The sequence below is a fragment of the Pedobacter lithocola genome, from assembly GCF_042650845.1.
Lineage (GTDB): Bacteria > Bacteroidota > Bacteroidia > Sphingobacteriales > Sphingobacteriaceae > Pedobacter > Pedobacter lithocola.
This window is the reverse complement of record NZ_JBHSBW010000009.1, coordinates 65,533-89,265: the sequence shown is the minus strand read 5'-3', so window position 1 is coordinate 89,265 and position 23,733 is coordinate 65,533. Positions and strand designations below refer to the sequence as shown.

At 36.0% G+C, this 23,733-nt stretch carries 16 protein-coding genes; 6 read left to right on the top strand and 10 right to left on the bottom strand.

All coding sequences use genetic code 11. The features are described from left to right. Positions 1–549: 549 nt before the first annotated feature. From ACFOWA_RS09205 to truA, 5 genes are all read right to left on the bottom strand, one after another. The gene (locus ACFOWA_RS09205) at positions 550–1,818 is read right to left on the bottom strand and encodes a dicarboxylate/amino acid:cation symporter (RefSeq protein ID WP_378984337.1); all 1,269 of its coding nucleotides are present in this window, start codon (positions 1,816–1,818) and stop codon (positions 550–552) included. Between the two features lie 54 nt (positions 1,819–1,872). Continuing rightward, positions 1,873–2,706: a cyanophycinase gene (locus tag ACFOWA_RS09200; protein WP_378984335.1), complete on the bottom strand. Its 834-nt coding sequence runs from the start codon at positions 2,704–2,706 to the stop codon at positions 1,873–1,875. Beyond that, entirely contained in the window at positions 2,706–3,731 is a 1,026-nt protein-coding gene (locus tag ACFOWA_RS09195) for an isoaspartyl peptidase/L-asparaginase family protein (RefSeq protein ID WP_378984334.1), read from the bottom strand. Before ACFOWA_RS09195 ends, ACFOWA_RS09200 begins: the two co-directional genes overlap by 1 nt. Before the next feature lie 56 nt (positions 3,732–3,787). Next, complete coding sequence (locus ACFOWA_RS09190; protein ID WP_378984332.1) at positions 3,788–5,557, bottom strand: ABC transporter ATP-binding protein; 1,770 nt, start codon at positions 5,555–5,557, stop codon at positions 3,788–3,790. Between the two features lie 125 nt (positions 5,558–5,682). Then, positions 5,683–6,441: a tRNA pseudouridine(38-40) synthase TruA gene (gene truA, locus ACFOWA_RS09185; protein ID WP_378984329.1), complete on the bottom strand. Its 759-nt coding sequence runs from the start codon at positions 6,439–6,441 to the stop codon at positions 5,683–5,685. A 139-nt stretch (positions 6,442–6,580) separates the two neighbouring features. Here truA and ACFOWA_RS09180 point away from each other — a divergent pair, with 139 nt between their 5' ends. From ACFOWA_RS09180 to ACFOWA_RS09165, 4 genes are all read left to right on the top strand, one after another. Then, positions 6,581–7,048: a DUF4293 domain-containing protein gene (locus ACFOWA_RS09180; protein ID WP_378984326.1), complete on the top strand. Its 468-nt coding sequence runs from the start codon at positions 6,581–6,583 to the stop codon at positions 7,046–7,048. A 281-nt stretch (positions 7,049–7,329) separates the two neighbouring features. After that, positions 7,330–7,863: a hypothetical protein gene (locus tag ACFOWA_RS09175; RefSeq protein WP_378984324.1), complete on the top strand. Its 534-nt coding sequence runs from the start codon at positions 7,330–7,332 to the stop codon at positions 7,861–7,863. A 118-nt stretch (positions 7,864–7,981) separates the two neighbouring features. Beyond that, on the top strand, positions 7,982–9,931 hold the full coding sequence (locus ACFOWA_RS09170) for a DEAD/DEAH box helicase (RefSeq protein ID WP_378984321.1): 1,950 nt from the start codon (positions 7,982–7,984) through the stop codon (positions 9,929–9,931). 274 nt (positions 9,932–10,205) lie between these two features. Continuing rightward, positions 10,206–12,047 carry an alpha-L-fucosidase gene (locus ACFOWA_RS09165; protein ID WP_378984318.1) on the top strand — a complete coding sequence of 614 codons (1,842 nt, stop codon included), beginning with the start codon at positions 10,206–10,208 and terminating at the stop codon, positions 12,045–12,047. A gap of 112 nt (positions 12,048–12,159) precedes the next feature. On the opposite strand, the gene ACFOWA_RS09160 is transcribed toward ACFOWA_RS09165, so the two are convergent. Next, complete coding sequence (locus ACFOWA_RS09160; RefSeq protein ID WP_378984315.1) at positions 12,160–13,518, bottom strand: TonB-dependent receptor plug domain-containing protein; 1,359 nt, start codon at positions 13,516–13,518, stop codon at positions 12,160–12,162. After that, positions 13,472–14,932: a TonB-dependent receptor gene (locus tag ACFOWA_RS09155; RefSeq protein WP_378984312.1), complete on the bottom strand. Its 1,461-nt coding sequence runs from the start codon at positions 14,930–14,932 to the stop codon at positions 13,472–13,474. Before ACFOWA_RS09155 ends, ACFOWA_RS09160 begins: the two co-directional genes overlap by 47 nt. 183 nt (positions 14,933–15,115) lie before the next feature. Here ACFOWA_RS09155 and bshC point away from each other — a divergent pair, with 183 nt between their 5' ends. After that, positions 15,116–16,702 (top strand): bacillithiol biosynthesis cysteine-adding enzyme BshC, encoded by a 1,587-nt coding sequence (gene bshC / locus ACFOWA_RS09150; RefSeq protein ID WP_378984310.1) that lies wholly within the window; start codon positions 15,116–15,118, stop codon positions 16,700–16,702. A 71-nt stretch (positions 16,703–16,773) separates the two neighbouring features. Continuing rightward, positions 16,774–17,859, top strand: coding sequence for an Ldh family oxidoreductase (locus ACFOWA_RS09145; protein ID WP_378984308.1), 1,086 nt, complete (start codon positions 16,774–16,776; stop codon positions 17,857–17,859). Positions 17,860–17,911: 52 nt separating this feature from the next. Here the strand turns inward: ACFOWA_RS09145 and ACFOWA_RS09140 are convergent, their stop codons facing one another. The 3 genes from ACFOWA_RS09140 to ACFOWA_RS09130 form a co-directional block, all read right to left on the bottom strand. Further along, positions 17,912–20,599 carry a glycoside hydrolase family 3 protein gene (locus tag ACFOWA_RS09140; protein ID WP_378984306.1) on the bottom strand — a complete coding sequence of 896 codons (2,688 nt, stop codon included), beginning with the start codon at positions 20,597–20,599 and terminating at the stop codon, positions 17,912–17,914. Between the two features lie 25 nt (positions 20,600–20,624). Next, positions 20,625–22,052, bottom strand: coding sequence for an alpha-L-fucosidase (locus tag ACFOWA_RS09135; RefSeq protein WP_378984303.1), 1,428 nt, complete (start codon positions 22,050–22,052; stop codon positions 20,625–20,627). A gap of 71 nt (positions 22,053–22,123) precedes the next feature. Further along, complete coding sequence (locus ACFOWA_RS09130) at positions 22,124–23,719, bottom strand: SusD/RagB family nutrient-binding outer membrane lipoprotein (protein ID WP_378984301.1); 1,596 nt, start codon at positions 23,717–23,719, stop codon at positions 22,124–22,126. Positions 23,720–23,733 lie beyond the last annotated feature (14 nt).

Here is a 23,733-nt window from a genome sequence, read left to right as displayed (position 1 = left end):
CGTTGTAATCTTTAAATAGTTAAATTTTATTATGGTTATTTTTAATATTCTATGATAATAAGCTAATTTTTTATGGATTTGTACATATCATACCATCAAATGATAATATTTAACAATAAATTAACGCATTTTGGACCTATATTTGCAATACAATCATAATTATTAGCGAAACTTCTTAAAAAAGGAATTGTAAATAAAAAATGACAAAATAAATACTTAAAAAATTGTTAGTGTATTTTTTACACTAAGAAAATTTTTACTATATTTGTAGAGTAATAAACAGAAGTAGTTTATTCAATTAAAAAAGATAAATCATTTTCTTGAAACGCATTAAGCATTGATAGAAAATTAAAGACAAAGCCTGGCTCATAACAGGTTTATATTTGGTTAGAAAAAAAGGAGACGCTTGGATAAGGTCTCCTTTTCTTATTTAAGGTTATTTTGTCTTTAAGTATATTTTCTAATTCGATATTTATTTTTCTAGGTTATGTTTCCCAATTTGAAACTGTGTACTTAAATACTGATTATATTTTTACAATTAAAAACTAATTAATCCTCTTCTCCCCTTTCTATTGCCACTGGCTGTATGGCTTTGTGATACTTTGCTTCATCAAATTGATTTTCGCTTTTTGCAATAACGATAGTAGCTACACCATTACCGATAACATTTGTAATTGCTCTTGCTTCGCTCATAAAACGATCTACTCCTATTAAGATAGAAATGTGTTCTATAGGCATTATTTTTAATGCGGTTAACGTAGAAACTAAAACAATGAAACCACTACCCGTAACACCCGCAGCACCCTTCGAAGTAACCATTAATACGCCGAGTACAGTAAGCTGTTGCCCTATTGATAAATCGACATTGAAAACCTGACAAAGAAAAATTACAGCCATTGCAAGGTAAATTGCAGTACCATCTAAATTAAAGGAATAACCTGTCGGGATAACCAAGCCCACCACCGATTTGTCGCAACCAATATCCTCCATTTTTTGCATCATGCTTGGAAGTGCAGATTCTGATGAAGATGTTCCTAATACAATTAAAATTTCTTGGCGAATAAACTTTAAGTATTGCCATAGGCTAAACTTATAATACCGGCAGATACCATTTAGCACTATAAAAATAAATAAAATACAGGTCAGATATACAGAACCCATAAGCTTAGCCATGCCGATTATACTTTGCAAACCATGTTTACCAATGCTAAAAGCCATACCACCAAATGCTCCAATTGGCGCCAACCGCATTATCAACTTCATTATTTTGAACAACACTTTCGAAATTTTATCAAAAGCGTTTAAAACAGAAGTTCCATCGCTACCTAATTTATTTAAGCCATAACCAAAAAGAATAGCAAATAGCAAAACCTGTAAAATATTTCCTTCTGCAAAAGCTGCAAATACATTATGTGGGATAATATGAAGAAAAAACTCAGCCCAGTTCATGTCCTTGGCTTGTTCTGCATAACCTGCGATTTTTGTTGCATCACCTGCCTTAGCAACCATACCAGCACCGGGCTTTAGAATGTTGGCAACCAGTAAACCAATTGCAATGGCAACTGTACTTACAATTTCGAAATACAATAGTGCTTTCCCACCAACGCGTCCAACCTTTTTCATATCGCCCATATGTGCAATACCCAAAACAATGGTAAAAAAAATAATTGGGGCAATTAACATACTAATCAGGTTAATAAAACCCTGGCTAATAAGCTTCGCGGTTGGTGCAAACTCCGGAAAATATGCTCCCACCAGGATACCTATTGTTATGGCAACTAAAACCTGAAATGTTAAATTGGAAAAGATGGATTTCATTTTATGGATTTGGGAAATGAAATATAGAATTATTTTTTGTGTTGAAAAAATGAATTAAGGTAAGATATCAATTACATCACCTGCGGTAAAAATTCCAAAATCCGCTTGGTTAAATTTCAATAGCCCTTTTTCAGTTTTCTTTAATGCTATTGGTTTTGCTAATCTAATCACCTGGCTATCACCGGCCACCGTAGCTTTATTCGCATGCACTATTATAGCCGTACTTTCATCAATACCAATACAAATCATTTTTGGATGTGCTGCCAAGGCAGATATTAATCGATTGTATCGGTTTCGTTTTAAGAAGTGTTGATCAATTATGGTGTTTTGTAGCAAACCTATGCCTTCTTCAAATTGAATATTCTTATCCCATAGTTTATTAAAGGTTTCTTTATAAACGGTATCTAAAAGTTGCTTGCCAGTAATCATATATTTACTCATAACAGCTGCGCCTGCACTTGTGCCGGCAATGGTAGAGCCATTTTTATACGCTTTATGAATCGCATCATAAACTGGCGTTTTCAAAACCGACTTCATAAAACGACTTTGGTCGCCACCCAAAATGTATATTAATTTTGCTGCTGATAAAGAATCAATCCAATTTTTATCGTTAACATCGTGTTTGCTAAAATTGAAGTTTTTAACTACGTGGCTATCAATTTTATTCATTTGAGATGAAAAGCTTTTAAAACCAGAATCAGGTATTGTGCTTGCCATTGGCAGAACAACGATGTAATCGTTTGATTTTAAATTAGCGGTTTGTAGCATTTGCCTCATCAAATCATCAGAACGATTTCCACCTCCAATTATAAACAGATTACCTTTGTTTTGAGCATAGGTGCTGAGAGAAAAAGCTAACAGCACAAGAAATAGGACTTTTTTTCTCATTATTTATAAATGCTTACTTCTATTTTACCATCGGCTGTAATGGCGCCACGATACATTCCTTCTGTATTAAAAGGCATAGCAATATTGCCCTTCTTATCCAACGCGATTAAACCACCGTCACCACCCATTTTGCCTACTTTATCTAATGCAATTTTTGATGCTTCGGTAACTGATAAGCCTTTATATTCCATTAAATCAGAAATGGTTTTAGCTACCACATTACGAATATAAAACTCACCCCAACCTGTACAAGATACGCCTGCGGTTTCATTGTTGCAATACGTTCCTGAACCAATGATTGGCGCATCGCCAACGCGACCATATTTTTTGTTTGTCATGCCCCCTGTAGATGTTCCTGCAGCTAAATTACCTGCCTTATCTAGCGCAACACAACCTACGGTACCAAATTTATAATCATGATTTTTACTTCCTAATAACTCTGATTTTTTGTTTCCATGGTCTAAAACAGCTTTGGTAGAGTCTTCTTTTATAGCCTGTTGCAAACCGTCCCAACGTTCTTTAGTCCAAAAGTATTTCGGATCTACAATTTCTAAACCAGCATCTTTTGCAAAGAGATCTGCCCCTGCGCCAACCATCATTACATGCTCCGATTTTTCCATCACAGCTCTGGCAGCCGAGATTGGGTTTTTAACTGTAGTAACACCAGCAACCGAACCAGCCATTAATGTCTTTCCATCCATAATTGCCGCATCTAACTCATTCTTACCATCATGGGTAAAAACTGCGCCTTTGCCTGCATTAAAATGAGGATCGTTTTCTAATACATGAATGGTTGCTTCAACGGCGTCAAGACTACTTTTACCTGATTGAATTTGGGCATAACCTGCCTTTAATGCCTGTGTTAAAACGGCAATATAAGCAGCTTCTTTTTCGGGCGTCATATTTTTTTTCAGGATGGTTCCGGCGCCACCGTGGATAACCATTACATATTTTTTCTGTTGAGCAGAAATATTAAGTGTTAATAATGAGAAAAATAGGATTGCAAATAGTTTAAAAGACTTCATCTTCGTATTGAGTTTAAGAAGATGGTAAATTAAGAAATTCTTGCGGATAATTGTAGCTATACTTTTGCTATTCCAGATGACGAAAACTGCAAATCGTATAATCTTTTGTAATAACCGTTCAGTTTTAACAATTGTTGGTGTGTACCTTTTTCTTTGATTTCACCTTTATCTAAAACAATAATCTGGTCGGCCTTTTGGATGGTAGATAACCGATGCGCAATAACGATAGAGGTCCGGCCGTCCATTAAATTATCTATTGCTTTCTGAATGAGTAATTCCGTTTCGGTATCAACTGATGATGTGGCTTCATCCAACACCAAAATTGCAGGATTATGAACCAAAGCCCTGATAAATGAGATGAGTTGTGCTTGTCCGGCAGAAAGCGTTGCTCCTCTTTCCATCACATTATATTGATAGCCTCCAGGAAGTCGCTCAATAAAATCGTGAGCACCTACTTTTTTAGCGGCATCTATCACCTCTTCAATTTTAATTTCAGGGTTGTTTAATGTGATGTTATTTAAAATCGTATCAGAAAACAAAAAAACATCCTGAAGGACCGTTGCAATATGGCTTCGTAAATAATCGAGTTTAAAGTTATGAATATCAATTCCATCAACTGTAATTTCTCCCTTTTGAACCTCGTAAAAGCGATTAAGAATATTTATTGTTGATGATTTACCTGCTCCAGTTGCTCCAACCAAAGCCACGGTTTCCCCCACTTTAACGCTAAATGATAAATCTTTAAGCACAAAATTTTCATCATTATATGCAAACCAAACATTTTTAAATTCGATGTTGCCTTCGAGTTTTTTTGGCTCAATTGTTCCCGAATCGGGTGTTCTTTCATCGGTATCTAAAACTTTGAATACACGCTCTGCACCAACCATACCCATTTGTAGGGTATTAAATTTATCAGCAAGCTGGCGTATTGGCGTGTAAACCATGCCCAAATACATGATAAAGTTTGTAATGGTTCCCGGAGATACATCAAGCGGTTTTTGCAAAATACTCTTGGAGCCATACCAAATCAGCAAGCCCAGAGACATAGCCGAAATTAATTCTACCACAGGAAAAAATATCGAATAGTACCAATTTGAGCGAATGTTCGCATCGCGATACCTTTTGTTTATGGTTTTAAATTTTTTAAACTCCTGCTCTTCTCTTGCAAAATATTGAACAATGGAAACACCAGTAATATGCTCTTGTAGAAAAGTATTAAGGTTGGAAACTTCCATTCTAATTTCCTGAAAAGATACCTTAATAGCTTTTTGAAATTTCCTGGTTGCAATTATTAACAATGGAATAGGCAGTAAAACCACTATGGTTAATTCCCAATCTATATAAAGCATCCACCCAACAATTACAACCACTTGCAGCGAATCGCCAATCATAGAAATTAATCCTTCAGAAAAAATATCGGCAATGGTTTCTAAATCAGATACGGTTCTAGTAATTAATTGACCAATGGGTGTTTTATCGAAATACTTTAATTTAAGTTTGGTGATGTGGTTAAATACCGAAATTCGCAAATCTCTAATAACCGACTGACCTAAAGTATTGGTAGCTAAAGTTTGGCTGTACTGGCAAATGGTTTGAAGCAAGAGAATAAAAATAAGGATGAATGTCATCCGTTCTAAACCACTATAATCGCCGTTTAAAATAAATTTATCTAGCGTGTAACCTATTAAAAATGGCCGAATTGGAGAAATTGCTGCTAGCAATACCGTTAACACTACCGACCAAATAAATATGACACGGTAAGGCTTTACATATTTAAAAATACGTCTCAGCAATCCTGTGTTATATACTTCGCCTGTTATAGCCATTTTTGTCTGTTGTCTGTTGTCTGTTGTCTGTTGTCTGTTTAGAAGTTGTGTCGGTTAAAGGTTTAATTGATTAAAATCTTTTTTTGAATCCAGGTTGGTAACTGACAACTGATATCTGGTAACATTTAAAAATTATCTATATAATCATATTCTACTTTAACTAAATACAATCCACAAGCTGGTACAGATTGCCCTGCATTGCTTCGGTTTTTACTTTCTATAATTGTCTTAAAATCTTCTAAGTTTATTTCGCCTTTACCAATTTCTACCAAAGTGCCAACTATTGCTCTAACCATATTTCTTAAAAACCTGTCAGCTTCGATTGTGAAAACCAAGCCATCACTTAATTGTTCAAAATCAGCTTTTACAATTTTACAGTTATTGGTAAAAGTTTGCGTATTTGACTTGCTAAAACATGAAAAATCAGTATAATTTAATAGTTCCTTTGCAGCTTGATTCATCAAATTTACATCCAATTTATCTTTAACCAACCATGAGCGATTGAGTTTAAAAGGGTCTTTTTTGAAATGAATGTAATATTTATAAGCCCTTGCGGTTGCATCAAATCTGGCATGAGCATCATCTGCTACCGGAATAATTTGATATGCAGCAATTTGATGAGGCAATATAGCATTTATGCCAGCAACTGCAGCCAAAACCTTTTCTTCTGGAATATTTTCTACATCGAAATGAGCGTAAAATGCTGTTGCGTGTACGCCAGAATCTGTTCTGCCACAGCCTAAAGTTTCAATTGGTTGTCTAAAATAAATCGACATAGCTTTATCCAACAACTCCTGAATGGTAATTGCGTTCGGTTGAGTTTGCCAGCCATGATATAAGCTACCATCGTATGCAATTTTTATGAAATACCTTTTTTTACTCAAAGCGATGCAAAAATACGTTTTCGAGATTAAGGAACAAAGTGTAAATATTAAGGAGCAATGATTAAAGAACAAAGATTAATGCATGTTCTTTTATCCTCCAAATAAAAAATCTAAATTTGCCAAAATCATATTATTTATCATGATACAAAGAGTACAATCTATCTGGCTGTTTTTAGCTGCAATCGTTTTGGTTCTAATGTTATTTTTACCGGTTTTAACCAAAGAGAATAAAACCGTAGAAACTTCTATACATACTGTTGGCTTATATCAGGATGTGGTTGGCAAACCTGGTCCGGGTTTATTGAAAGAACAATTCACACCTTTATTAATAACCAACATAGTAGTAGCACTTCTTTGTTTTGTAAACATTTTTAACTTCAGAAAAAGAACCTTGCAAAAGCGCATTGCCGTATTTTCAATTATCGCTATTGGTGCATTTGCTTTTTGGTGCAGTATTTTTGCTCAAAAACTTCCTGGAGGAATTGATGGTGCACATTTTGATTTTGGAGCATATTTACCAGCAGTTTCGATTTTATTTTGTGTTTTGGCTATAGTTGGTATTAATAAGGATGAAAAATTAATTCGCTCTGCAGAAAGATTGAGGTAAATAAATTCTGAAAAACTTTTCTCATATATACTAAACCAAAGAGAAAATAGAATTCATCATAGTAACGTTCTATGTTAAATTTTGGCGGGAACAATCACGAAAGTCTGATTTCTGGAAACATGCTCAATTTTATGCCTGTTGTAAAGAAGAATGTGAACCTATATTAAGCAAGTGCAAAATGTAGTTAGATATTGTTAAACAGGTTTCCTTTTTCCTGGGGATTTTTTTTTATATTTAGGTATCTGGGTTTAATCTGAAAAATGATTATCCTATAAACTTCAATGGTCGAATACAAAAACTTCATTCTTATTCTTTTAATGCTATCAATCGTACAATTGACGGCATGTACTAGAAAAAAAAATGTGGATATTAAACAAAACGAGGTGATACATGACTCTTTTACTATAGAGGAAGATGGTGTTGAACCACCACCTCCAAATTTTGTTTCACGTTTTAAATCAGTGAATGAATGGCTAACGTTTATCCTTGAAAATTATATGCCAAAAAAAGCAATCTCTGAATATAATTTTGATGTTTTCGAAGGAGAGAATAATTACACGCTTTGCTTAACTGGTATAAATACTTACGACGTATCAAAAAACTATCAAAGAGTTAAAATTGAATTTGAGCCCTCCGAGATGTACTTTTCAGTACCTTTAAATGACTACAAGGGGTTAACGAAAGCCCAAGTATTTGATTTTTTGACAACTCAATTAAATGAATTTTTTAAAGGCAGTAAATTTAAAAACTCTTATTTTTCGAAGGCAAAATCTATCAAAACTGGCTGGAAAGGTGAAATCTGGTCGAACAAATAAAAATCAAATCTTCAACTCGTTAAAAATCAATTATTTCGCATAAAAAACTATTTACCTAACCATCAGTAAAATGCGGAATATTAACCTTACCTTTGCGGCTTAAATAAATAAAAGACGAATGACAAACCCATTTCAATTATTGGGGATAAGTGATGACGTCGTTAATGCCGTAAAGGACCTTGGATTTGAAACTCCAACGCCTATTCAGGAGCAAAGTATTCCTGTACTGTTAGAAGGCACTAATGATTTCGTTGGTTTGGCCCAAACAGGAACAGGAAAAACAGCCGCATTTGGTTTGCCGCTGTTAGAACTAATCGATTTTAAACTTAATAAACCACAGGCATTAATTTTATGCCCAACACGTGAGTTATGTTTACAAATCGCTAACGACCTTAAAAACTTTTCTAAAAACGTTGCTAATGCTCATGTTGTTGCCGTTTACGGTGGCGCTAACATTATGCAACAACTACGCGAAATACGCCAAGGCGTACAAATTGTAGTGGCCACGCCCGGCCGTATGTTGGATATCATTGGCCGTAAGGCAATTGATTTTTCTTCTGTTAAATATGTTGTGCTTGATGAAGCTGACGAAATGTTAAACATGGGTTTCCAGGATGACATTAACGACATTTTATCAACTACTCCTGATGACAAAAAAACCTGGTTATTCTCGGCAACAATGCCTGCAGAAGTTCGCCGTATAGCTAAAAACTATATGGATAACCCTGTAGAATTAACTATGGGCACAAAAAACACTGGTAATGTAAACATCGAACACGAATATTATATTGTTCGTGCCCGCGATAAATATGCTGCCTTAAAACGTATTGTAGATTTTAACCCTGAAATTTTTGCAGTAGTATTTTGTAAAACCAAATTGGATACACAAGATGTTGCCGAGCACTTAATTAAAGATGGTTACAACGCTGATGCTTTACATGGCGATTTATCACAACAACAACGTGATAAAGTAATGCAACGTTTCCGTGAGCGTAACATGCAATTGTTGATTGCTACAGATGTTGCTGCTCGTGGTATTGATGTTAGCGGTGTTACTCACGTAATCAACTACTCATTGCCTGATGAAATTGAAAGTTATACCCACCGTTCTGGCCGTACTGGTCGTGCTGGTAAAACAGGTATCTCAATTTGTATCATCAACTCTAAAGAAGTTGGAAAAATCCGTCAGCTGGAGCGTATTATTGGTAAACAATTTACCAAAGCAGAATTGCCAACAGGATTTGATGTTTGCGAAAAACAATTGTTCTCATTGGTACATAAAGTACATAATGTAGAAGTTAATGTAGAGCAAATTGATCAATACATTCCTCGTATAATGGATGAATTTAAAGATTTATCTAAAGAAGATGTTATCAAACGTTTCGCATCGTTAGAGTTTAACCGTTTCTTAGATTATTATGCAAAAGCACCTGATTTAAATGCAGCTGTTGGCGATGACCGTGGTGAAAGAGGTGAACGTGGCGAAAGAGGTGGACGCGGACGTGGTAGCGAAGGTTACACTCGTTTGTTCATTAACTTAGGCTCGGTAGATGAATTTACACGTGGCGATATGTTATCTTTTATCTGTAACAATGGTAAAATAGCAGGCAAAAGCGTTGGTAAAATAGATTTAAAAGGTGTTTTCTCTTTCTTTGAAGTAGAAGACGATGTGGCTGATAAAGTTTTCGAAGGCTTTAAAGCTGTTGAGTTTAATGGTCGCCAGGTTCGCATTGAAAAAAGCGGAGATGGTGGTCGCGGTGAAGGCGCTGGCGAAAGACGCAGTGGCGGCGGAGAAAGACGTAGTGGTGGATTTGGTGGAGAACGCAGAAGCGGCGGTGGCGGTGGTTACCGTGGTGGTAGCGGCGGCGGCGACAGAAGAAGTTCTGGCGGAAGCGGACGCAGAGAAGGCGGAAGTCGTGAAGGTGGAAGTAGTGCTGGCGGTTTTAGAGATTTCTCAGGCCGTAGTCGCGAAGATAAAGGTGGAAACACTGGTGGTAGCCCACGTAGAGAAGGTGGAAGTCGTGAAGGCGGAAACCGTGAAGGTGGCGACCGTAAAAAGAAATGGTAAATTATTAAACCAAATATTTTACAGCCGTTCCGATAAATCGGAACGGCTTTTTTGTGCGAAAAATTTTTAAGGAGTTTGTTATTAAATAGTTTTAGTTCAAACCAAATTCCACTGTAGTACTTGCAACATTGCTTTAAGAAATGTACAACAGAAATGCCAATTTTTAATAATATAAGAACTAAATTTTGGCTTCTTAAATCGGTATTATGTCATAATTCTTCTTGCTAAAAAATCTTAAAAGGTTATATTTAATCCTTCATATTACTAACTAATCATGCGGATTTTAAAACCTCTTTTATCCTTTTTAATACTTACCCAAAGCATAAATATTTTCGCTCAAAAAGCACCTACACCGAATGAAAAAATGCAATGGTTTGCTGATGCAAAACTTGGTATATTCATTCATTGGGGCATATATTCTGTTAATGGGATTTCCGAATCGTGGGCATTTTACAATAACTACATCGACCACGATGCGTACATGAAACAACTTAAAGGATTTAATGCTTCAAAATATAATCCTCAAGAATGGGTAAATCTGATAAAAGAAAGTGGCGCAAAATACGCGGTGATTACTACTAAACATCATGATGGGATTTCCCTTTGGGATACAAAAGCGCCCAAAGCAACTACTACCCTATCAAACAGTGCATCAAAAAAAGATTTGATAACTCCCTTTATAGCCAATTTAAAAAATGCGGGTTTGAAAACTGGTTTGTATTTTTCCCTGCCCGATTGGAGTTATCCTGATTATGATATTTTCACTCGTGAAAGAAAACGCTATGATTTTATAACCGAACCAAAACGGTGGAATAACTTTGTAAACTATTACCAAACTCAACTAAAAGAACTATCTACACAGTATAAACCTGATTTGGTTTGGTTTGATGGCGATTGGGAACACACACCTAAAGAATGGGAAACCGATAAAGTTCGAAGCATATTAAAAGGCGATAACCTTAACATCATTATCAATTCGAGACTGGATGAGCATGGCGATTATGAAACACCAGAACAAGGTGTACCTGTTGTTAAACCCGATTCGAAATATTGGGAGCTTTGCTATACCATGAACGATTCCTGGGGTTATCAACCGTATGATAATCATTACAAATCATCAAGTATGATTATCCGTACATTGGTTGATTGCATTAGCATGGGCGGTAATTTACTACTAGATATTGGTCCGAAAGCAGATGGAACTATTGCCACTGAACAGGTTAAAATTTTAAAGGATTTAGGCCGTTGGACTAAAAAACATAGCGAAGCAATTTATGGCACGCAAGCTGGCATTCCGGCTTCACATTTTGTTGGTAAAACCTCACTTTCTAAAAATAATGATGTGCTTTATCTTTATGTAGATTATAAAACTACTAATGGATTGCTCCTATCAGGGATAAAATCAAAAATTAATAAGGTTGAAATCGTTGGTAATAAAGCGCCTGTAAAAGTTGTTAAGCTTAATGAAACTAATTATTTGTTATATGCAAATGAGAGCGATTTCGATAAGGATGTTACCGTATTAAAAGTTTCACTTAATGAATCCATAATATTAGCTGATGATAAATTGAAATCGATTTCTATGGAAAACTTGTTCTCATCTAAGGAAGATTTAACTAATATCAATCTTAAAAAGCTAGCTACAGATTTAAATAATGGAATAAATATATTTCAAAATACAAATTTAACTGCTGATGGCTTAGGCTTCAAATCTGGAGTAACAAAGAATAACGAAAACATTAAGAATTGGGTAGTTAAAAATGCAGAAGCTTTGTATAAAACTACAGCCGGAATTCCTGCAGGACATTATCAGGGTAAAACAGTTTTATCGGCAGATAAACAAACACTTTATCTTTTTGTTGAAGGAAAACCAACCGGACCAATTGCCATAAAAGGATTAAAAAATAACATTAGCAGGATAAGAGTTGTTGGCGAAGGAACGATGCTTTCGCATGAAATATATAACAAACTATATTGGAGCAAAATTCCAGGAATAGTTTACATTCCAATTCCCGAAGATAAGCTTGATAAACAATTGACCATAATCGCTGTCCTTTTAGATTCCCCTATTGATTTGTATCGGGAGAAAGTTGGTGCGATAGAAAGCAATCTGTAAAGATTGTAACCTACATAAAAAAAGCCAGACAGAGCTTGTAAAAAGCCTTTTAGGGCATTTCAACAAGCTCAATCTGACTGATAAGATTCTTTATTAATGTAAAATGTTAAACTTAAAAATTAACATTAATTCTAGTGAACACATAACGACCTAAGAAACCAAATTGTGGTGCTTGATTCGGGTATAACTGACCAGATGTACCTTGACTACCTACCAAAAGTTCTGCAGGATAAACATCAAAAATATTGTTTGCGCCAACCGTTAATTTTAGGTTTTTAGTTAAATTGTAGCCTAAACCCAAATCGGTAATTACTCTACCAGGCAATTCTTGTCTGTTAGCAATAACGTTTGTTGGTTGCGATACCTTACCAAAATAAACATTACGCAAAAACACGTTAAATTTATCCAAGGTATAATCAAAAGTAAGGTTTCCTTTTAATCGAGGTACAACTTTGGTTAATAGAATAACACTTGCTTCATCTAAATAAATACTTTCTTTACCAGCTAGAAGTGGAGAAGTATTGATTCCGCCTACGAGTGTTGTTTTAGAAATTGTTCCAGCTAAGTCTGTTCTTAAAGTTCCTTTGCCTAAGCCTGTAGAATAAGAAATTACGGCATCAATACCTTTAGTTTCTGTATTTACGGCGTTAGCAAAAAAGCGTGCTGTACTGGCATTGGCTTGGCGTAAAATGGTGTAAATTTCCCTATCCTGAGCCGAAGCAGTTGCAGCATTGCTACCAGTAAATCCACCAGTGTAAATTACGCGATTATCAATACGGATTAAGTATCCATCTACCGTAATCTTAACTTTACCTAAGTTAGAGGTAAAGCCCGCACTATAACTGTTTGATGTTTCTTCTTTTAAATTCGGAATGCCCAATAATTGTGCTACGCGACTATCGTTTGCAAACGTTCCTGATTCTACAAAAGCACCATCAATAAACACGGTTGATGTTGCGTTAAAGTAGCGTTGTTGCAAAGATGGTGCTCTGAACCCACTGCTAACTGCAGCACGAAGCAAAAATTTATCTGAAAATTTATAGCGACCCGCAACTTTAAAATTTAACGTCGAACCAAAATCAGAGTAATTCTCAAAACGAACAGCTCCATCTACCAAAAATTTCTCAGTAAAATTAACCTCAACATCGCCATAAGCTGCAACAGACGAACGGTTAACATTGATTGCATTATCTGCACTAAAACCAGGGAAACCTTGTGCACCACCAGTTAAGGCAGCACCGTTAGCAGCAAAGCGGGTTGATAGATTCCCTTTAAAATCAGGTATTAAAACGGGATTTGCGGTGGTACCTACATTTATTGCGTTACCATAATTTGCATAAGAAGCTTCTTCGCCAGCTATAATTTTATAGTTTTCGTAGCGATGTTCGGCACCAAACGCAACGTTAATTCCACTTAAAGTATTTTTAAAGAACCTTGTAAAATCTAGATTGGTTGTTCTGTACAAAATCATAACCTCCTGCATCAAAAGATGTTGGCGAAGCCGTAAGCATTGATGCATTTAAAGTATTTGCTGTTGTAAAATTAATTTGATTTCTACCATAAGTATTGCTAAAATCAGCTTTCCACTCGCCCAATGAACCACGAATACCTATTGCTAGAGATTGGTCGCCATTATCGGTAACAATTTGTGGTAAAAACCCATTTGGATAAATGGTAGCGTTAGTTTGCGTAAGTTGTCTGGGTGTTCTATAAAATGCGGTTGATGTACCATTTCTAGAGTTTAAACCTCCAAATGCATAAATTTCTGCATTATCTGCAACCGGAACAACTGCATTTAAAAATAATGCACCACCACGATTTTTACTTTGTCCAATGTTTGGAACAAAATCTGCCCTACTTTGCCCTCTTCTTGCCAACTCTGCATTCGTAATATCAAGACCCGTTGGTGTTGAATACAAAGTAGGGTTATTATAATCGGTATAAATTACCCCGCGATATGGTGTTGTACGAGATGCAAAATCACGATAATCGAATGAACCGGTAAGATTTAAAAACCCACCTTTATCATTTAATTTAACACCGTAATTTACATTAGCCTGAGCGGTTTCTCCGTCTAAACCATCAGAATGCTTTCCAGCAAAACCTCCGCCAGTAATGCTTGCCGAAAGTTTGTTAACATCTTCATTTAAAATGATGTTAATTACACCAGCAATAGCATCTGAACCATATTGAGCAGCAGCACCATCGCGTAAAACTTCAATCCTTTTTATAGCCGCAGTTGGTATTGCATTTAAATCTGTTCCAACAGAACCTTTACCCAAGCTGCCATTGATATTAATTAATGAAGTAGTGTGACGACGTTTTCCGTTAATCAAAATCAAAACCTGGTCTGGACCTAAACCCCTTAAAGATGCCGGGTCGATATGATCGGTACCATCGGTTAAGTTGGCAACATTTGATGTAAATGATGGTGCAACATAGTTCAAAATCTGACTTAATGATACCTGCGGAGAATTTTGTGCTAATTTTTTAACATCAACCAAATCAACAGGTACAGCGGTTTCCAATTGCGAACGCGGTGCACTTCTCGAACCAATTACAACAACCCCATCCAGATCGTTCTTATTTTCTACAAGTGTAAAATTTAATTCTTCCGTGGCTCCCGCAGCAACAGTAAGCTGTTTTTGTTGCGTTTGAAAGCCCAAATAACTTGCTGAAACGGTAAATGTTCCGGCAGTATTAAGTTTAATTTGATAAGCACCTTGAGCATTTGTTGCAGATTTTAGGCCTTGGCCAGTAACCGTTATTGTGGCACCAATTATGGTTCGCGAAGAATCGCTTACAATACCCTTTATGGTTTGAGCCTTTAAACTTATTGAGATTAAAATGAGGGAAGTTAAGATTAGGTAGAGCTTTCTTTGCATACGCTTTTATATTTTAAATAATTATTTGCGGCAAAGATAGAAAAGTTATGATAAAGACTACCGAAACAGTAGTATTTAACTTTTTAGTGACAAATATATTTTCAGATGAATATTTTCTTTATTAAATGTAAAATGTAAACATCAAATTATAAATGTTCTTAAATTGAACTACTTTCGCTAATTATGCAGGCTAAATATATTTCTTATCAGGAAACCGGTTCTTTTTCTAAATTGGTTTTGGATTATATAAATAACGAAGAACAGCTCAAAGCTTTTTACAGTTATCGCCCAGATATAGATGGTTTAGCCAAGGCCATAGAAAACCGAAACTTTTTAGGCGATAGAAATATTTTAGTTGATGTTTTGAAAGCTCAATATCAACATTTACAGCCTAATAAATCGGTTACAAAAAATATAGAACTTTTAGCTTCTGCAAATACTTTTACGGTTACAACCGGCCATCAATTAAATCTTTTTACAGGCCCGCTTTATTTTATTTATAAAATTGTAACCACTATAAATTTGGCTATCGAATTAAAGATGGCTCATCCCGATAAAAATTTTGTTCCTATTTATTGGATGGCGACTGAAGACCACGATTTTGATGAAATTAATCACGTAAGTGTTGATGAAAAAAACATCAGTTGGATTCAAAATACTAATGGTGCTACTGGTAGATTAAATACAAAAACTGTAGCAGCAGCTGTTCTGGCTTACCAAGGTTATTTGGGTATCTCAAAAAACGGTAAGCACATTGCAAAACTGGTTGAAAAAGCTTACCTGAAACATGATAACTTAGCCGATGCCACACGATATTTGGTTAATAATCTTTTTGAAAAGTATGGTTTAGTTATCGTTAATGCCGATAATCCATCTTTAAAAAAGTTGTTTTCGCAGGTTATTGCTACAGATATTACACAACACAACAGCTCTAAAAACATCAACGAAAGTTCGGGTAATTTAGAATCGCTTGGTTATAAAACCCAGGTTAATGGAAGGGATATAAACTTTTTCTATCTGAAAGATGATTTGCGTGAAAGATTGATTTTAGAAAATGGAAAATATCTTGTAAATCATACAGAAATCAGTTTTACGGAAGAAGAATTAAAAGCTGAAATAGAGGCTCACCCGGAACGATTTAGCCCAAATGTAGTTATGCGCCCAATGTATCAGGAAATTATTTTACCAAATATAGCCTACATTGGTGGCGGTGCTGAGGTAGCCTATTGGATGCAATTAAAAGCAAATTTTGATTTCTACAAGGTTGATTTCCCAGTTTTACTCCTGCGTAATTCTGCTTTATTGATTGATAAACGCAGTGCAGAGAATTTATACAGTTTGGGTTTCGCACTGGAAGATATTTTCTTGCCTGTTGAAGAATTAAAGAACATTTGGGTTAAACGAAATTCTACCGCACAGTTAATTTTAGCTGATGAAACCAGAGCAATTAACAGCATTTTCGACCAGATAAAATTGAATGCCTACAAAATTGATAAGACACTTTCAGTTTCTACTGATTCGGCGAAGCAAAAAACAAATCATTTATTAGCCAATTTAGAGAAAAAACTATTCAGGGCCGAAAAGCGCAAGCATGAAATAGCTTTGGCTCAGATAGAAAATGTTAAAAAACGACTTTTTCCAAGCGGAACTTTGCAAGAACGCATTTTGAACATTGCACCCATGTATGTAAATTATGGTGAAGACTTTCTTTCATCGTGTATTGAAAACTTTGAACCATTGGGAGGTGATTTTACCTTGTTGCTACCTTAAAAAATTACAGCTTAAAGACCATAGCAAATACACAAAAAACTTGTCTTGCTACTTAATATTTGATACTAAAAATGAATTTCATAACTTTTACCGAAGCAAAACTTAGGGCATTTACTTATAGTGTTTTCAAAAAAATTGGCTGTTCAAATGAGCACGCAGAATTAGCCACTGATGTTTTAGTTCGTTCTGATTTACGTGGAATTGATTCGCACGGTGTTGCCCGGTTAAGTGGGTATGTGCGTTTATGGGAGAAGAAAAGGATCAATGCTACTCCAAATATTAAAATCGTACATGAAACACCAACAACTGCTACAATTGATGGCGATGCCGGATTAGGCTTAGTTGTGGCGCCGTTTGCTATGAAGGTTGCTATAGAAAAAGCCGAAAAATATGGAAGCGGATGGGTTTCTGTTAAAAATTCAAATCATTTTGGTATTGCTGGCTACCATGCTTTAATGGCGGTTGAGCAAGATATGATTGGCATCAGTATGACAAATGCAAGTCCGCTAGTTGCGCCAACTTATTCAAGCGAAAGATTGCTGGGTACCAACCCAATGTGTTATGCTTTTCCGGCAGGAAAATACCCACCTGTAATTGTAGATATGGCTACAGCAGCTGCTGCAAATGGCAAGTTAGAAATTGCACAAAGAGCAAATAAAAGCATTCCTGATGGCTGGGTTCAGGACAAGAATGGGGAGATTTCTTCCAATCCAAATGAACTAAAAAATGGAGGTTCGCTGTTACCCTTGGGAAGTGATAAAGACCACGGAAGCCATAAAGGATATGGATTGAGTGCAACAGTTGACATCTTATCTGCTGTGCTTTCTGGCGCCAATTATGGACCATGGGTTCCGCCTTTTGTTGCTTTTTTAGAACCTTCTGCAAATCCAGTTGGAGAAGGTTTAGGTCATTTTTTAGGCGCTATGCGAGTTGATGGTTTCCGACCAGCCGAAGATTTTAAAAATCATCTTGATAATTGGATTGAAAGATTTAAAAGCGCCGAAACAATCGACCCCGATAAAAAAGTAATTATTCCAGGTGAGCCAGAACATGAATTTGAACAGGAAAGGAAAATTAGTGGAATACCAATTATCGATGTAGTTGTTAAAGATTTAAACGAATTGGCTGACAAACTAAAAATTGAAAGATTGAATTAGCTTTATTATGGTCTGTGAGGACACAGACCATGGAAGTTTAGATTCTCAAATATTATGGCTCAATAACCAAAGTTCCTTTTAGCTGCAATTCTTTACCAGATGAACCTATCATAATTCTAAATTCACCTGGTTCTACAACCCATTTTAATTCTTTATTAAGCATTTGAAAAGTTTCTGGTTTTAATTCAAATACAACTTCTTTTTCTTCTCCTGCTTTTAAATGAATGCGCTTAAAATTCTTAAGGGCAAGCACAGGTTGTGAAACGCTGGCCAATACATCACGAATATAAAGTTGTACCACTTCATCGCCATCATACTTCCCTTCGTTTCTTATTGTACAGGTGACAATTGCTGTTTCACCAATTTTAATTTTATTTTTCTGAAGTTTTAGATTTGAGTACTTAAAATTAGAATAGCTTAATCCATAACCGAAAGGAAACAGTGCTTCGCCACTTAAATTATTGTAATCATCTCCTCTACCAGTAGGTTTATGGTTATAAACCAGCGGCAATTGGGCTTCATCCACAGGATAGGTAATGGGTAACCTTCCAGCTGGATTATAATCGCCAAAAAGCGTTTCCGCAACAGCATTTCCGCCCTCTTCTCCAGGGTACCAAACGTTTAAAATAGCGGGCACTTCATCAATCCAGTTTTGCATATTTATAGCACTACCGCCAACCAGCAACACGATTACAGGCTTGCCCGTTTTTACCATCTCACGGATTATAAATTCTTGATTCCCAGGTAAATTTAGCATAGCTCTATCTAAAAACTCACCTTCTTTGATTCCTGCTGCAATAATGATGGCATCCGTATTTTTAGCTAAGTCTTTGGCTTTCTGTAATTCTTCAGCTTGCTTATTTTCGACACCATAATTCCAGATTAATTTTAGGTGCGCATTACCTTTGGGTTCTTTAAATTCTATCTTTATAGGATAATTTTTATTGGCTTCGAAATCAAAATCAACCAATCTTGCATGATAGGAGCTTTTATCCCATTGGTCGATTACGATTTTATCATTAATAAATAAACGATAACCATCATTACCTTCTAAACCGATTTTATAACTTCCTGATTTTGGTATGCTGATTTCGCCTTGCCATCTGGCAGAATAATTATCGGTTTTCAATTTTTCGTCGGGCGCATAAAGCGTCCACATGAAATCTATTTTTTTATCAATTCTACTTAAAACGGCTTTGCCTGATAAATCAGTTGTTTCAAAATAATTTGCTGATAAACCTACTTTATTGTTCGACGAGAGATATAAAGAATCTACAACAACATAATCTTTATCATTACGAAAACTGCCTTGGGTGTAATTAACAATGGCTGATTTTCCTGCTCGTTTTTTAATGCCATCCAAGATGCTCACTTTACCTTTTCCTGTGCCGCTATATCCTCCTAAACGGGCTTCAATCGCATCTTCACCTAAAACCAGAATGTTTTTTGATTGCTTTAATGGTAAAGTTTGCTGATTATTTTTTAACAAAACAAACGACTCTAAAGCTGCTTTTTTTGCTAAAGATTTATTAGAATAATCTGTTAATGAAGCCTTTGCTTCCTTTTCTGATAAATACGGATTTTCAAATAAACCCAATTCAAACTTCGCTCTTAAAACCCTCGAAACGGCATCATCAATTCTGCTCTGAGGAATACTACCATCTAAAAATGGCGGCATAAATAATTTATAGTGTTCGTATTCAACTTGAAAAATAACATCTAATCCGCCGTTAAGCGCTTGTACCGTTGCCTCGTGATAGCCACTTGCGGTGTTGTGCAAAACATTTGCGCCTCCAACCGCACCGGCATCTGAGATTACGAAACCCTTAAATCCCCAATTGTTTTTTAAAACCTCCGTTAAAAGCCAATGATTCGAGGTGGCTGGTGTGCCATCTATACTGTTATAAGATGTCATCACAGAACGGATTTTACCTTTCATTACAGCTTCTTTAAAAGCCGGAAAATGTATCTCTTCTAAAAATCGCTCATTCTTTTCTATCGGATAACTGTCTCTTCCACCATCGCCAACATTGGCAATAAGATGTTTTGGTGTTACCACAACATTTTCCTTTTCGATAGCTTTCATAAAAGCTAAGCCCATTACCGTGGTTAAATAAGGGTCTTCACCATAAGTTTCTTCGGTTCTGCCCCATCTTACATCATCAGCCATATTTATAACAGGAGCCAACACATCTCTTATTCCTCTTATTTTAGCTTCCTTCGCAATCGAGTTTCCAATTTGTGCTATCATTAGAGTATCAAAACTTGCTGCCAAACCGATGGATTGAGGAAAAGCGGTTGCACCTTGCCGTACCAAACCGTGTAGCGCTTCATCAAAAACCAACATCGGGATTCCCAATCGGGTATTGTTAATGAAGTAGTGTTGCAACAAGTTTACCTTTTTAGCTAGGGTGTAAGCATTTTCCGTGGTGTTGTAACTAAGCATTTGTTGTGCTTCGCCGCCTCCCCCAGATTGTGCACTAATTTGCAAACCGAAAATACCGTTTTTATAACTGCCTTTTTTGATGCCATCAACATCACCCGGAACCATAAATAACTGCCAGAACTTTTCTTCCGGTGTCATCCTGGATAGTAAATCTTTTACCCTATCGTCAACATTTAATTTTGCATTTTTATAGACTGGTTGCGATGTGTTTTTACCATTATTGTTTTGCGCAAATAGGCTATAGCTTGTTGCAAATAATAAAAGCAGAGTAACTAAAATTTTTCTAAAAATCATTTCTGAAGGATAAAATATATGCTGATTAACCGTTAGGCGTAAATTCGAATGCCAATGCAGGCTGATTAACACTGCCCTTTAATTGCAATGTGGTTTTGCCATCAACATCGTTCCACCTAACTTTTTCTCCTGTAGAAATTAAAATTACGTCAGTACCTTTTTTTGGAGAATTTCCCGTCCAGCTGATTGATGCAGGAGATTTTTCATTAGATTTTAAGCAATAAATTGCATAAAGCTTTTTGCCATCCTTACTTTGGGTAAACCACGTTTGGTTGCTATTGTAATTTTTGGTAATTCGAGTATTGTAAATTGCCTTCCCATTTACCACAGTCCATTTTCCTATATCATTTAGTTTCGTTGTAACCTCTTCTGGCAATGTTCCATCCGGTTTTGGACCAACACCTAAAAGCAAACTGCCGCCTTTTGCTACAATTTCTGCTAATTTATGAATCACTTCTGCAGCAGGTTTATAAGAGTCGTTTTTAACAAAACCCCATGCACCACCTAAAGTCATACAGCTTTCCCAAGGATAATCCAATTGTGTTTCCGGAATTTTTTGTTCAGGGGTTTGATAGTTTTCATAAGGACCATGAACGGTTCTATCCACAATGATTAACCCTGGTTGTGCTTTTCTTGCCATTGTTGCAATTTTCGGCATATCTATATCCTGGCTCCATTTTGGAATGTTAGCTCCCCAAGACAAAACTTCGGCATTAACAGTTTCTAACGGACGGACCCAACCACCATCTAGCCATAATATATCTACACTACCATAGTTGTGCATCAATTCTCCAATTTGATTGTAGGTAAAATCTTTAAACTTGTTCCATCTCCATGGATATTTTCTTATATCGTAATTGTTGTTTCTATCTGCCGTAGCGTATTTTTGCCACCAATAATATTGCGAATGCCAATCGGGCTTGGAAAAATATGCACCAATCATAAATCCTTCTTTTCTAAAAGCATCGAATACATATTTAGCTACATCGGCCTTTGCGTCATTAGCAAACGGACCTTTTGCTATGCTAAAATCAGATTCTTTGGTATCGAACATGGCAAAACCATCATGGTGCTTAGTTGTAAAAACCAAATATTTCATCCCAGCACTTTTACCAGCTTTTGCCCATTGCTCCGGATTAAATTTTGTGGGATTAAACTGCTTGCTGAAATCCCAATACCACTTTTTATAATCATCGTATGAAATTGTGGTATCTCGTTCAATCCAATCTTCAGAACAAATAGACCATGATTCTATAATTCCTGGTACAGCATATAATCCCCAATGGATAATCATACCGAACTTTTTATCCTGCCAGTTATCTAATTTTTGTTTAACAAGTGGGTCGGTTGGTGCCTCATAATGAGTAGATTGAGGCATAATATCGTTTTGCTGGGCTTTTAAATTAATAGATAAAAACACGGCGCAGAATAGAATAAGGATTTTGGTTTTCATAATCAATTATAAAAAAAAATCCCGACCAAACCGTTGGCCGGGATAATAAATAAATTAAATTATATGGATGATTAGGGCATCCAGAAGATTTTACCCATACGAGTATCTTTACTTACAACAACCTGATAATTAGCGCTGTTTAAAGTTTTCTCTTTAGCTGGATACAGCAAACGATTTGGCGGAGTTTCAAAACCAGATAACTTACCATTAGTTGGAAATGTAAGTACCGGGAAACCTGTTCTTCTGTATTCAGACCAAGCTTCTGTAGATTGTAATACACCGAAATGCGTCCATTTTTGGGTAGCAATTTTTTGCAATTTTGCAGTCGATGTACCCGAATAAGCCGCAGATGAAGTATTTACCCAGGCATCAACAGTTGTAGTAGATGGAGCTGCAACATTTACAAAACCACTGCCTTGGTTTAAATTATTTAAATAATAGTAGAAAGCCACCGATTGTTTTAATGCATTATCGTAAGCTGTTTTAGCATCTGTTGTACTTCCCCATCTTTCATAAGCTTCTGCTTTTAATAAGTTTACTTCAGTTGCTGTGATTAAGATACCAGGCAATTTTTGGTTGTAAAGGAAAGTTGCAGAATCTAACACAGCATAATCTGCAAAGCTAGACTCTTGCTGAGCAGTTGTAAAGGTAATTGGCATTGCTTTGTACGTTGCATTTGGCACAAATTTACCTGCAACTGTACGTCCGAATTTATCATAAATTACAGGAATACGAGGATCATTAGCCGGAGCCATAACAGTATTTAGCATGTAATCTGTTGCATACCAAGCACCTTCAAAAAAAGCATCATGCAAATCGCTTGTGCTATTTGTTAAAGGAGCAAGCAAAACATCTGAACTTGCAGGACTGTATAGTGCAATATTTCCACCATCAACCAATGGAAAATTAGCTTGATTGTTAAGCATATCCAATACAGCTGTTCTAGCTGTAGCTTCATCAGTTTTAGAAATACGCATTAACAACCTTAAACGCAGAGAATTTGCATAACGAGTCCATTTTGATACATCACCTTTTAATAAAATGTCTGATTTAGAAAATGCACTGGTTGTTGTTGCTGTTTTGAAATATGTTGCAGCAGCCGCCAAATCGGAAATGAACATGGTATATAAAGCCTTTTGCTCATCGTATTTCGGGTTGGTAATTGCGCTGCTTGTAGGCAAGCTTCCTGCTGCAGAATATGGAATATCACCCCATAAATCGACCATTTTAGCAGCTTGCTCTATCAATACAACTTTTGCAGCTTGCATTATAACTTTCTGACTAGCTTGTTCTGCTGCAGATAAAGAATTGTACTTCGTTTCCATAACACGGTAAAGTGCCATTGGTCCGCTTCCATTTCCACCAGTGCTGTAAAAATCATCCCAATATTGTTGAGAATAACCATCACTTTGCTGATAAACTGTATTACCGTTGGAGATGTAAGACGTTTGAGCGTAAACACCTGGCATTTGGGTTAAAAACGTACGAACATTCCAATATTTTTGGGCAACCCTATCGTTATTTAACATTCCTGTAAAAAGACCTGGCACGTTAGGATCCAGTACTTTTTCAGGGTTATTGAATTTTTCATCTACATCTTTTTTACAACCAACTAAAGCTGTTACAGACAGTAAAAGAAAACTGGCATTTATGATTAATTTTTTCATAATATTATTTTTAT